Source organism: Kineococcus sp. AC630 (assembly GCF_979255925.1).
On record NZ_CEEDMJ010000012.1, the window covers coordinates 91,935 to 104,005 of the forward strand.

Consider the following 12,071-nt stretch of genomic DNA (forward strand, 5'->3'; position numbering starts at 1 on the left):
GTCAGCCCAGGAAGGGTTCGAGGTCGAACGTGCCGTTGCGACGCCGGAACTCCCCCGCCGTGTCCGGCCACAGCAGCGTCAGCCGGCCGCTGCGCTGATCGACGTACCAGCTCGAGCACCCGCCCTGCAGCCACACCGAACGCGCCGCCATCGCGTCGACGTCGGCGGTGTAGGCCTGCTGCGCGGCCCGGGAGACCTCCAGCACCCGGCCCCCACCCTCGAGGTGGTCGAGGGCACCCAGCAGGTAGCCGAGCTGGCTCTCGATGACGTGCAGGGCCGAGTTGTGCCCCAGGCTCGCGTTCGGGCCGTCGAGGACGAACAGGTTCGGGAACCCGTGCACGACGGTCGAGGCGTGCGACACCATCCCCTCCGCCCACGCCTCGTCCAGGGTCAGCCCGTCCCGCCCGACCACGCGGCGCGCGTAGGGCTGACGGGTCGCGTGGAACCCCGTCGCCAGCACGACGACGTCGAGGTCGTGGCGGGACCCGTCCACGGCGAGCGCGCTGCGCCCCTCGTAGCCGGCCAGGGCGGGCGCCAGGGTCACGTCGTCGCGACCCAGCGCGGGGTAGAAGTCGTCGGAGAGCAGGACGCGTTTGCAGCCCACCTCGTAGTCGGGGGTCAGCGCCGCGCGCAACGCCGCGTCCGGCACCTGCGCCGCGAGGTGGTCCAGCGCCCTGCGCCGCAACGCCTCCAGCGCGGACGGGACCAGCCGACGGGCGGCCAGACCACGCTCCATGTCGGTGAACGTCTCCTCCCGCACCGCCGCCGGGACCCGCGGGTCGGCCGTGAACTCCGCGAGTTCCGCGGCGCTGTAGGCCCGGTCCCCGCGCGGCACGACGTAGGGGGCGCTGCGCTGGAACACCGTCAGGTGCGCCGCGTCGGCGGCGAGCCGCGGCACCACCTGCACCGCCGAGGCTCCCGTCCCGACGACCCCGACCCGGGCGCCCGCGAGGTCGAGGGAGTGGTCCCAGCGCGCGGTGTGGAAGACCGGCCCGTCGAAGGCGTCGAGGCCGGCGGGCACCCGGGGTTCGGTGAGCCGACCCGCCGCCAGCACGAGGACCCGGGCGCGCACGGTCCCGGTGCTCGTCGCGAGCACCCAGTGGTCCTCCTCCCACCGGGCCCGGAGGACCTCGGTCCGCAGCCGGACGTGGTCGGCGACCTCGCGGGCGCAGGCCCGCAGGTACTCCTGGATCTCGGCGCCGGGGGCGAACACGCGCGACCAGTCGGGTTTCGGGGCGAAGGAGTAGGAGTACAGGTGCGACGGGACGTCGCAGGCGACCCCCGGGTAGGTGTTGTCGCGCCAGGTCCCGCCGACCTCCTCGCCCCGTTCCAGGACGACGAAGCTCTCCCGGCCGCGGCGGGACAGCTGCAGGGCGGCACCGAGACCGGCGAACCCCGCCCCGACGATCGCTACGTCGATCATGGACGGACGGGGTCCCCGTAGCGCGTGGTGCGTTGCCGCAGTGGACGTCCCAGCCGCTCCGCCAGCGCCGTGGCGTCCGCCCGGGTCAGCGTCGTGCCCTGTTCCTGCCCGGCCGAGGGGTCCAGCGAACCGTCCAGCAGCAACCCGCCCAGGTCGTCGGCGCCGCCCCGCAGCAACTGCTCGGTGAGTTCCAGGCCGTGCTTGGGCCACGCGGCCTGGACGTGGTCGATGCGGCCGTCGAGCAGCAACCGCGCGACCGCGTGCAACGCCCGGACCGCCCGCGGCGAGGGGCCTGCCGGCGAGGGCATGGCGATGAACTCGGTGAACCCGTGGGTGCGCGCGGCGGTGTCGGCCAGCAGCCGGAGGTGGGCGACCTGCTGGGCCGGGGTCTCCGGGCCGCCGTGGACGAGCGTGCTCGTCGAGCTCAGTCCGACCTCGTGGGCGGTGGTGACGACCTCCAGCCAGCGGGCGACCGGCAGGTCCGCGACCCCGCCGTTCAGCACGGTCCGCACGTCGTCGTCGAGGACCTTCGCGGCCGTCCCGGGCACCGAGCCGAGCCCGGCGTCGCGGGCGGCGAGCAGGAACTCGCGGACGCTGGAACCCCGGCGCCTCGCGGCGTCGAGGACCTCCGGCACCCGGAAGGCGTGCAGGTGGATCCCGGGCGCGGCGGACGCGACCGCCTCGACGAGGCGCAGGTAGCCCTCGGCCCCGCCGACGGCCGGCACCGCGCCCTGGACGCAGACCTCGGTCGCCCCCAGCGCGGCGGCCTCCTGCACCAGGTCGCGCACGTGGCCGGGGTCCGCGCCGACGAGGGTGCCGTCGAGGTTGCGGTTCACCACGAACGTCAGCGCGTCACCCAGCCGGTCGCGCCGGACCGCGTCGGCGAGCGCGGCGAGCCCCTCGAGGTCCTCGCCGTCGGCGGCCAGCAGGGCCACGGCCTCGGCGTCGGTCAGCGCGTGGTGGTCGCGCGCGGCTCCCGCGAGCGCCGCACGGACCGAGACATCGGGAACGGGCACCGCAGGAGGCTAACCGCCGCCGGTGGCCTCAGGGGCAGGCGACCCACTCGGAGGTCCCGTCGGTGAAGTGCTGGTGCTTCCAGACCGGCAACCGGTCCTTGACCTCGTCGACGAGACGCGCGCACACCGCGAACGCCTCCCCGCGGTGCGCGGCGGAGACCGCGACGGCGAGGGCGACGTCACCGATGGCGAGGTGGCCGAGGCGGTGGCTCACGGCGACGGCGTCGACGGGACTGTCGGCGACGACCTCGGCGACCACCGCGGCGAGCACGTCGGCGGCGCTGGGGTGCCCGACGTACTCGAGCTCGCGCACCGGGGCACCGTGGTCGTGGTCGCGGACCACGCCGGCGAAGGTGACGACCGCCCCGGCGGCGCGGTCCCCCACGAGGCGGGCGTGCTCGTCGACGTCGAGGGGCTCGGTGCTGACGGCGGTCCGCACGACCCGACGGGCCGGGACGGACAGCCGCGACGCGTCGGGCCGCGCGCCAGGAGTCGATGCGGTGCTCACGAGAACGAGGGTAGGTGTTTCGCGACCCGGCACCGTGGGAGAGACTCCCCCGGTGACGCACGTGAGCGGTTGGCGGGTCGTCGTCCCCGTCAAGGGCGGAGGTGAGGCGAAGTCCCGCCTCGCCCTGCCCGGTCCCGCACGCCGGTCCCTGGCGCTGGCGATGGCGCTGGACTGCCTCGCCGTCTGCCTCGGGACACCCGGGGTCGGCCTGGTCGTCTGCGTCAGCGACGACCCCGACGTCACCGCCGCCGCCCGCGCGACGGGGGCGGTCACCGTCTCCGCGAGTCGTCCCGGGTTGGGGGCCGCGATCGAGGCCGGTGTCGCCTGCCTGGACCGGGGCCCCACCGCCGTCCTGCTCGGCGACCTGCCCGCCCTGCGACCGGAGGACCTCGCCGCCGCGCTGGCGGAGGCGCTCGCCCTCCCCGGGCCGGCACTGGTCACCGACGCCGACGGGCGGGGCAGCGTCCTGCTGGCCGACCGGGACGGCGCGCCCCCGCACCGCTTCGGCCCGGACTCGGCCCGGGCCCACCGGGCGGCCGGAGCCCGCGCGCTGACCGCGCCCTACCCGTCGTTGCGGCGCGACGTCGACACCGTCGACGACCTGGCCGAGGCCCTCGCCCTGGGGGTCGGCCCCCGCACCGCCGCCGTCCTCGCCTCCGCAGCGATCCCCCTGCCCTGAACCGCAGCCCTGAACCGCAGCACCGGAAAGGCACCATGAGCAACCCCCTGCCGTCCCCACGCCGCCGCCACGCGGCGCCGGTCAGCGCCGCCCCCACGGCCGCCGAGATCACGGACGCCCTCGCCGTCGCCGCCCGCGGCGAGCTCGACGCCGGGCACGCCGAGGTCCTGCTGCACGCCCGCGGTGACGACCTGCAGGCCCTGTGCGACCTCGCCGGGCCCGTGCGCGACGAGGCCATGGCCCGGGCCGGACGCCCCGGGGTCGTCACCTACTCCCGCAAGGTGTTCGTCCCCATCACCCGGTTGTGCCGGGACCGCTGCCACTACTGCACCTTCGCCACCGTCCCCGGTCGGCTGCCCGTGCTGTTCCTCTCCGAGGACGACGTGCTGGAGATCGCCCGCGACGGTGCGGCGATGGGCTGCAAGGAGGCGCTGTTCACCCTCGGGGACGCCCCCGAGGACCGCTGGCCCGCGGCCCGCGCGTGGCTGACCCAGCGGGGTTTCTCCTCCACGCTCGACTACGTCCAGCACCTGGCCCGTCGCGTCCTCGACGAGACGGGGCTGCTGCCGCACCTCAACCCCGGTGTCATGTCCTACGAGACCCTGCTCGCCGCCAAACCGCTCGCCCCCTCGATGGGGATGATGCTCGAGACGACGTCGAGCCGGTTGTGGACCGAACCGGGGCAGGTGCACTACGGCTCCCCCGACAAGGACCCGGCCCTGCGGATGCGGGTCCTGCGCGACGCCGGCCGGGCGGGGGTGCCGTTCACGACGGGGATCCTCGTCGGCATCGGCGAGACCCTCGCCGAACGCGTCGACTCGATCCTGGCGATCAGGGACGTCATCGCGGAGTTCGACGGGATCCAGGAGGTCATCGTCCAGAACTTCCGCGCCAAGGACGACACCGCCATGCGCGGGGAGGAGGACCTCGGCCACGGCGAGTACCTCGCCACGATCGCCGTCTCCCGCTTGCTGCTCGGGCCGGGCGTCTCGCTGCAGTCCCCGCCGAACCTGTCCGACCCGGGCCAGCGCGAACAGCTCCTCGCCGCCGGTGTCGACGACTGGGGCGGGGTCTCCCCCCTCACCCCCGACCACGTGAACCCCGAACGTCCCTGGCCGCAGCTCGACGACCTCGCCGAGACCACCCGGGCCGCGGGTTTCCGCCTCGCCGAACGGCTCACCGCCCACCCGCGCTTCGTCCTCGACGCCCTCGCCGGCGGGACGCACTGGATCTCCCCGGAACTCCTGCCGACCCTCGCGGCGCTCGCGGACCCGGAGACCGGGCTCGCCGTGGAGTCGGCGAGACCCGTGGGAAGGTTGGCCGCGTGACGTTGGAGATCCCGCCCCCCACCGACGCCGAGGTCGCGATGGCCCGGTTCGTCGGGGCCCAGCTCGTCCCCGACGGCCGACCCCAGGTCGAAGAGTTCCTCAACCACGAGGAGACGCAGTCCCTCGACGTGCTGACCGCGCACGACTGCCCGTCGCCGGGTTTCACCTCGGTCTCGACGATCTCGCTGCACCGTTCGCCGAACCTGGTGAACGGCAACGACATCCGGGTCGAGCTCGTGACCGTCCTGGAGGGGGTCGAACCCCGCCTCGCGACGGGGTTGCTCGTCGCGTCGTCGTTCACGGCGATGGGGGAACCCTGGCCGCTCTCGCCCGGGGTCGTCTTCCCCGGCATCGTCGCGGACCTCCTCGGCGGCCGCACCGAGCACCTCGTGTTCACCGCCCCGGGGAACTTCCCCCGGTTGCAGCGCTGGAGGCTGGAGGCCGACGAGCTGCAGCCGGGGACGGACGTCTACTGGTTGCAGGCCGTCCCGATCCACGAGGTGGAGCGGAAGTACCTGCTGGCCCACGGCCTCGACGCGCTGGAGAACCGGTTCGCCGAGGCGGAGATCGCGTTCTACGACGTCGGACGCGACCCCGTCGCACTCTGAGGCCCGCGGTCACCGGGGGGCACTACCGGTCCGCCTCCGGCAGCAACCGCGACGGTGCCTTCGCGGCCCAGGCGTCCTGCAGGGCCTCCTCCAGGTCCGCGTCGTCCACCGCGTCGAGGGCGACGAGGTAGGCGGCGTACCCGGCGAAGTGGGGGATGTCGAAGAACCCCACCCGCCCCTGCGCCAGCACGGACTCCTTCTCCCCCAGGTCCTCGCAGGCGATCGCCAGGATCGGGCCGGCGGGGACGGGATCCGGGCCGAACCGCTTGACGTCGGCCTTGGTGAACGGCCGCTCCCAGGTGAAGCCCTGCCCGGCCACCGACCAGGCCCGGCGGCCGAAGCGCTGCCCCACCTCCACCTCGGGCAGGGCGGAGGCCAGGCGGTGCACGTCGTCGTAGGTCGCCACGGGCCGGTCCTCCGGTCGCGAAGGGGTCAGGGGTGGGTGAGGCCGATCCGGTCGGTGTAGGCGTTCGCGAACTTCCGGCCGGGGTCGTGGCTCGCGACGAGGGCGCGCATGTCGTCGAAGCGCGGGTAGAGGCTCGCGAGGCGGTCCGCGGAGGCCGCGAACAACTTGCCCCAGTGGGGGCGCACGTCGAACGGCGCCAGGGCCGCCTCGACCTCGGCGACGGCCGCGATGACCTCGGCCTGGCGCTGCTTGTAGGTGAAGTGGAACGCGACGGTGTCGCGCTGGTAGGCGCTGGAGAGCCACAGGTCGTCGGCGGCGACGGTGCGGATCTCGCACATGTGCAGCAGGGGGGCGATCGAGGGGCCGAGGTCGCGCAGGGCCGCGATCACCCCGAGCGCGTTCTCCCGGGCCACGAGGTACTCGACCTGCAGTTCCTCCCCGTTGCTCGGGGCGAAGCTGAACCGGAAGTGCGGCAGCCGTTCGTGCCACGGGCCGGGGATCCCGAGCTGCTCGGTGGCGTTGCGGATGTCGACCTCGGGCAGCGGGTGCAGGGGTTCGCTCGCCCGGTGGGCGCCGAAGAGTTCGGTCGGGGCGTCGGCGCTGTCACTGACGCGGGTCTTCAGCCACACCTGGGTGGTGTCGCTGCCGATCCAGTTCGTGTAGACGCTGACGCTGTAGGCGGCGGAGGTGACCGCGTCGAAGTTCGCGGTGAACGCCTCGAACGACAGCCCCGAGTAGACGTCCTGGCGGACCTCGTAGGTCGGGAGCACGTCGAGCTCGAGGTGGGTCACGATCCCCAACGAGCCGAGCGCCACGACGCTGCCGGGGAACTCCGCGTCGCCGCGTTCGACCCGTCGCACGTCGCCGTCCGCGGTCACCAGCTCCACGGCGCGGACCGCGCCGGCGAGGTTCCGCGTGCCGTCACCCGAGCCGTGCGTCGCGGTCGAGACACCCCCGGCGACGCTGATGTGCGGCAACGAGGCCATCGTCGCCAGCGCGGCCCCGGAGTCCTGCAACCGCTGGGCGAGCACGCCGTAGCTGGTGGCGGCGCTGACCCGGGCACTGCCCGCGGCGGAGTCGACCTCGACCTCGGTCGGGAGGTCCTCCAGGGTGACCATGTCGCCCGGGGAGTCCGCGATGTCGTTGAAGCAGTGCCGCGTTCCCACGGCCCGCACGCGGCCCGTCGACGCGACCACGGCGCGCAGCTCGTCGAGGGAGGTCGGGCGGTGCAGGGTGCCCGCGCTGTAGGCGTAGTTGCGGGCCCAGTTGACCCCGGGGGCGGTGGTGGACGACGTCGTCGTCGAGGTGCTCACGGGAAGACGGTAATCGATGGAACCCCGGCTGCCGACGTCACCGGACGACGTCGTAGACCAGCTTCGTGATGCCGTTGGGGTAGGTCTGCGACTCGCGGACGGTGAGCAGCTGCTTGTCCTTGTCGGTGGTGCTGAACAACCGCTTCCCGGCGCCGAGCAGGACGGGGAAGACGAGCAGGTGGTAGCGGTCGACGAGGCCCGCGTCGGCCAGGGAGGCCCCCAGGGTGGCGCTGCCGTGCACGGCGATCGGCCCGCCCTCGGTCTCCTTCAGCGCGGCGACGTCGTCGACCGAGCGCAGGACCGTCGCGGGCCACCGCGCGTCGTCGTGCTCCAGCGTCGTCGAGACGACGTAGCGCGGCATGGCGTTGTACGCGGCGAAGTCGTCCATCGTCGGCCAGACCGGGGCGAAGGCCTCGTAGCTGGTGCGGCCCAGCAGCAGCGCGGTCGTCTCCCCCATCTCGCGACCCTTGATCTCGTAGGCCGCCGGGTCGAAGGCGATGTCCTGGAACGTCCAGCCGGCGTTGCGGTAGCCGGGCTCTCCGCCCGGGGCCTCCACGACACCGTCGAGGGAGGTGAAGGCGGTGACGATGAGGGTGCGCATGGTTCTCCTGGGTCGCGTCCTGCAGTTCTGCCCATCTGACCGCACGCCGCCCCGGAAGTCATCGCCCCCTGCGCACCCCGTCCCCCGGCTCGCTCAAGCCGCACCCCCCCGGGGCCGATGTTCACCCGGTCGGCTCTGGTGGAGTCGGCTCCACACGAGTAGAGGAACGATCATGGGGAAGTTGCGCGACCTGAACATCGCCTCGAAGTTGTTCGTCGGCTTCGGCGTCGTCTGCCTGCTGCTGGCCGCCGTGGCGGCCCTCGGCATCTCCCGCCTGAGCTCCTCGCAGGCGACGGTGACGTCCCTGTCGAACGTCGTCGTGCCCGGCGTCCAGAGCATCGGGACGGTGAAGTACGCCTTCGCCCAGTCCAGGGTCGACCTGGCCTCCTCCGCCCTGGCCCGCGACGCGGCGGCGACCACCTCCGCGCTGCAGGCGGGTAGCGCCGACGACGCCCAGCTCGACACCGCGTGGAAGGTCTACCTGGCCACCGAACCGGTCTCGAGCCCCGCTGACCGGGCGTCCTTCGTCGCCGACCTCGCCTCGTACCGCACCGCCCGGGAGAAGTTGATCGCCCTGGCGAAGGCCGACGACCAGGACGGCTTCACCGCCGCACGCGACGCCGACACCCTCCCGTTGGCTCGGAAGATCAACACCACCCTGGACCGCATCCAGAAGGCGGAGACGGACAACGCCACGGCCACCGCGCAGCAGGGTGCCCAGAGCTACCGCGCCGCCGTGGTCCTCCTCGTGGCGGTGGGCGTCCTCGCCCTCGTCCTCGCCACGGTGGTCGCCGTCGTCGTGGCCCGCTCCATCGCCGGCCCGCTGGGCCGCGCCCTCACCGTCGTGCGAGGTCTCGCGCAGGGACGCCTGGACCAGCGGGTGGGCTACAGCGCCAAGGACGAGGTGGGCGAACTGTCCGGAGCCCTCGACGTGACCATGGACCGCCTCACCGAGACGATGCGCCGCATCGCCGACAACGCCGCCACCCTCGCCGGCTCCTCCGAGGAACTCACCACCGTCGCCACCCAGCTCTCCTCCGGCGCCGAGGAATCCGCCACCCAGACCCAGGTCGTCTCCGCCGCCACCGAAGAGATCTCCGCCAACATCTCCACCGTCGCCGCCGCCGGAGAACAGATGACCTCCGCCATCCGCGAGATCGCCACCTCCACCGCCGAAGCCTCCGCCACCGCCGCCTCCGCCGTGCACGCCGCCACCGGAGCCAGCGAAACCCTCGACCGCCTCTCCGCCTCCTCCCGCGAGATCGGCGACGTCGTCAAGCTCATCACCTCCATCGCCGAACAGACCAACCTCCTCGCCCTCAACGCCACCATCGAAGCCGCCCGTGCCGGGGAGATGGGCAAGGGCTTCGCCGTCGTCGCCGGGGAGGTGAAGGAACTGGCCCAGCAGACCGCGCGGGCCACCGAGTCCATCGTCACCCGCGTCAACGCCACCCAGACCGACGCGGCCGAGGCGGCTTCCGCGATCGCGGAGATCACCGAGGTCATCGCCCGCATCGACGGCCTGCAGGCCACCATCGCCGCGGCGGTGGAGGAGCAGTCGGCGACGACGTCGGAGATGGTGCGCAACGTCACGGAGGTCTCCTCGGGGAGTCAGGAGATCGCGCTGAACATCTCCGGCATCGCCGCTGCGGCGGATCAGACGACGGCGGGGGCGACCCACACCGCCACCACCGCCGGGGAGGTCTCGCGCGCCGCGATCGAGCTCAACGAGCTCGTCGGCTCCTTCACCCTCCCCCGCGTCTGACCGCACGCCACCCCGGAAGTCATCGCCCCCCACCGCACGGGCACACCCATCGGTGTCACCACGTGAGGTACCTGATCGGTGTCCCGAAGTGGGCGCCTGGGCGCCCGCATCGTCGCACCGACACCGCCCTCCACGTGATGACAGCGATGGGTGCGACCGAGCGGCACGGGAAACGCCACGAGGGCGGCCTCCCGGTGGGGAGACCGCCCTCGTGGGTGGTGCAGGTGCTACGGAGTGGCTGGACTCAGAAGTCCATGCCGCCCATGCCGCCGTCGCCACCGGCCGGGGCCGCAGAGGCCTTCTCCGGCTTGTCGGCGATGACGGCCTCGGTGGTGAGGAAGAGCGCCGCGATGGAGGCGGCGTTCTGCAGCGCGGAGCGCGTGACCTTCACCGGGTCGTTGATGCCCGCGTCGAGCAGGTCCACGTACTCGCCGGTCGCGGCGTTGAGGCCGTGTCCGGTGGGCAGGTTGCGCACCTTCTCCGCCACGACGCCGCCCTCGAGGCCGGCGTTGATGGCGATCTGCTTCAGCGGAGCCTCGATCGCGACCTTGACGATGTTCGCCCCGGTCGCCTCGTCACCGACGAGCTCGAGCTTCTCGAAGGCCAGCACGCCGGCCTGGATGAGGGCGACGCCACCACCGGCGACGATGCCCTCTTCGACGGCAGCCTTCGCGTTGCGGACGGCGTCCTCGATGCGGTGCTTGCGTTCCTTGAGCTCGACCTCGGTCGCCGCGCCGGCCTTGATGACGGCCACGCCGCCGGCCAGCTTGGCGAGACGCTCCTGCAGCTTCTCGCGGTCGTAGTCGGAGTCGCTGCGGTCGATCTCGGCGCGGATCTGGCCCACGCGACCGGCGATGGCGTCGGCGTCGCCGGCACCTTCGACGATGGTGGTCTCGTCCTTGGTGACGACGACCTTGCGGGCGCGGCCCAGCAGGTCGAGGTCAGCGGTGTCGAGCTTGAGGCCGACCTCCTCGGAGATGACCTGGCCACCGGTGAGGATGGCGATGTCGCCGAGCATGGCCTTGCGGCGGTCGCCGAAGCCCGGGGCCTTGACGGCGACGGACTTGAAGGTGCCGCGGATCTTGTTCACGACCAGGGTCGCGAGGGCTTCGCCCTCGACGTCCTCGGCCACGATCACGAGCGGCTTGCCCGACTGCATGACCTTCTCCAGCAGCGGGAGCAGGTCCTTCACGGTGGAGATCTTGGAGTTGAGGATGAGGATGTAGGGGTCCTCGAGCTCGGTCTCCTGACGCTCCGCGTCGGTGACGAAGTAGGGCGAGATGTAGCCCTTGTCGAAGCGCATGCCCTCGGTGAGCTCGAGCTCGAGCCCGAAGGTGTTGCTCTCCTCGACGGTGATGACACCTTCCTTGCCGACCTTGTCGAGCGCCTCGGCGATGAGCTCGCCGATCGAGGCGTCACCGGCGGAGATCCCGGCCGTGGCCGCGATCTGCTCCTTGGTGGTGACTTCCTTGGCGGCGGCGACGAGCTGCTCGGTGACAGCCTCGACGGCCTTCTCGATGCCGCGCTTGAGGCCCATCGGGTTCGCACCCGCGGCCACGTTGCGCAGACCCTCGCGGACGAGCGCCTGGGCGAGGACGGTCGCCGTCGTGGTGCCGTCGCCGGCCACGTCGTCCGTCTTCTTGGCGACTTCCTTGACGAGCTCGGCGCCGATCTTCTCGTACGGGTCCTCGAGCTCGATCTCCTTGGCGATGCTGACACCGTCGTTGGTGATCGTGGGGGCGCCCCACTTCTTCTCAAGGACGACGTTGCGGCCCTTGGGGCCGAGCGTCACCTTGACCGCGTCGGCGAGCTGGTTCATCCCGCGCTCGAGACCACGACGGGCCTCTTCGTCGAAGGCGATGATCTTGCTCATGCCTGGTTTTCCTCCCAGAAGACGGGCGGTGGGCGGTCGGTCGGGTGCCCGCGACGGACGGCCGACCTGAACCGGGGTCACGTCCCCCAGCGCCTGTCGACCTCACCGGACCGGCCAGGGAGCTTCGCTCCCGGGTCGAGTGCAGTTGTCACTCTCGACTCGAGAGTGCCAACGCCAATGTTGGCACTCTCACCCCCCGAGTGCAAACCCCCGAGGCCTCGGACGGCACGGCGACCGCGGGCGGGCTGGTGCCCGGCCTCCGGGAGGACCGGGGGCCGGGCACGGTCACGCCGGGGACGCCGCGCCGGGTCAGCGCCGGGTCAGACGGCGCGGACGCTCTCGGCCTGGGGACCCTTCTGGCCCTGCCCGACCTCGAACTCGACGCGCTGACCCTCCTCGAGGGAGCGGTAGCCGTCGGCCACGATCGCGGAGTAGTGCACGAACACGTCCGCCCCACCGTCGTCGACGGTGATGAAGCCGAAGCCCTTCTCGGAGTTGAACCACTTCACGGTGCCCTGAGCCATTGCCTTCTCCTGGTGGTGCAGCGAGCG

At 72.7% G+C, this 12,071-nt stretch carries 11 protein-coding genes and 1 pseudogene; 4 read left to right on the forward strand and 8 right to left on the reverse strand.

Annotated elements, in window-relative coordinates; genetic code table 11:
• Nucleotide 1: 1 nt before the first annotated feature.
• The 3 genes from AC0I8G_RS14190 to AC0I8G_RS14200 are packed head-to-tail and all read right to left on the reverse strand — an operon-like array spanning nt 2 to nt 2,947.
• On the reverse strand, nt 2–1,423 hold the full coding sequence (locus AC0I8G_RS14190; protein WP_471730487.1) for a flavin-containing monooxygenase: 1,422 nt from the start codon (nt 1,421–1,423) through the stop codon (nt 2–4).
• A complete protein-coding gene (locus tag AC0I8G_RS14195; protein ID WP_471730488.1) occupies nt 1,420–2,439 on the reverse strand; it encodes an FO synthase in 1,020 nt (339 codons plus the stop codon). Before AC0I8G_RS14195 ends, AC0I8G_RS14190 begins: the two co-directional genes overlap by 4 nt.
• A 28-nt stretch (nt 2,440–2,467) precedes the next feature.
• Complete coding sequence (locus AC0I8G_RS14200) at nt 2,468–2,947, reverse strand: molybdenum cofactor biosynthesis protein MoaE (protein WP_471730489.1); 480 nt, start codon at nt 2,945–2,947, stop codon at nt 2,468–2,470.
• A 52-nt stretch (nt 2,948–2,999) separates the two neighbouring features.
• On the opposite strand from AC0I8G_RS14200, the gene cofC reads away from it, so the two are divergent.
• The 3 genes and pseudogenes from cofC (at nt 3,000) to AC0I8G_RS14215 (ending at nt 5,562) form a co-directional block, all read left to right on the forward strand.
• Nucleotides 3,000–3,626 carry a 2-phospho-L-lactate guanylyltransferase gene (cofC, locus tag AC0I8G_RS14205; RefSeq protein ID WP_471730490.1) on the forward strand — a complete coding sequence of 209 codons (627 nt, stop codon included), beginning with the start codon at nt 3,000–3,002 and terminating at the stop codon, nt 3,624–3,626.
• 35 nt (nt 3,627–3,661) lie between these two features.
• A pseudogene (gene cofG, locus AC0I8G_RS14210) lies at nt 3,662–4,942 on the forward strand (7,8-didemethyl-8-hydroxy-5-deazariboflavin synthase CofG); the annotation flags it as partial.
• An 8-nt stretch (nt 4,943–4,950) separates the two neighbouring features.
• On the forward strand, nt 4,951–5,562 hold the full coding sequence (locus tag AC0I8G_RS14215; protein ID WP_471730491.1) for a suppressor of fused domain protein: 612 nt from the start codon (nt 4,951–4,953) through the stop codon (nt 5,560–5,562).
• Between the two features lie 22 nt (nt 5,563–5,584).
• Here the strand turns inward: AC0I8G_RS14215 and AC0I8G_RS14220 are convergent, their stop codons facing one another.
• Genes AC0I8G_RS14220 through AC0I8G_RS14230 form a run of 3 tightly spaced genes read right to left on the reverse strand, consistent with a single transcriptional unit; the run spans nt 5,585 to nt 7,882 of the window.
• Nucleotides 5,585–5,968 carry an MmcQ/YjbR family DNA-binding protein gene (locus AC0I8G_RS14220; RefSeq protein ID WP_471730492.1) on the reverse strand — a complete coding sequence of 128 codons (384 nt, stop codon included), beginning with the start codon at nt 5,966–5,968 and terminating at the stop codon, nt 5,585–5,587.
• 26 nt (nt 5,969–5,994) lie between these two features.
• A complete protein-coding gene (locus AC0I8G_RS14225; RefSeq protein WP_471730493.1) occupies nt 5,995–7,281 on the reverse strand; it encodes a D-arabinono-1,4-lactone oxidase in 1,287 nt (428 codons plus the stop codon).
• A 37-nt stretch (nt 7,282–7,318) separates the two neighbouring features.
• The gene (locus AC0I8G_RS14230; protein ID WP_471730494.1) at nt 7,319–7,882 is read right to left on the reverse strand and encodes a dihydrofolate reductase family protein; all 564 of its coding nucleotides are present in this window, start codon (nt 7,880–7,882) and stop codon (nt 7,319–7,321) included.
• Nucleotides 7,883–8,054: 172 nt separating this feature from the next.
• Here AC0I8G_RS14230 and AC0I8G_RS14235 point away from each other — a divergent pair, with 172 nt between their 5' ends.
• Complete coding sequence (locus AC0I8G_RS14235; RefSeq protein WP_471730495.1) at nt 8,055–9,647, forward strand: methyl-accepting chemotaxis protein; 1,593 nt, start codon at nt 8,055–8,057, stop codon at nt 9,645–9,647.
• Nucleotides 9,648–9,891: 244 nt separating this feature from the next.
• On the opposite strand, the gene groL is transcribed toward AC0I8G_RS14235, so the two are convergent.
• Both groL and AC0I8G_RS14245 read right to left on the reverse strand, forming a co-directional pair.
• Complete coding sequence (groL, locus tag AC0I8G_RS14240) at nt 9,892–11,520, reverse strand: chaperonin GroEL (protein WP_328295197.1); 1,629 nt, start codon at nt 11,518–11,520, stop codon at nt 9,892–9,894.
• Between the two features lie 320 nt (nt 11,521–11,840).
• Nucleotides 11,841–12,044 carry a cold-shock protein gene (locus AC0I8G_RS14245; protein ID WP_328295196.1) on the reverse strand — a complete coding sequence of 68 codons (204 nt, stop codon included), beginning with the start codon at nt 12,042–12,044 and terminating at the stop codon, nt 11,841–11,843.
• Nucleotides 12,045–12,071 lie beyond the last annotated feature (27 nt).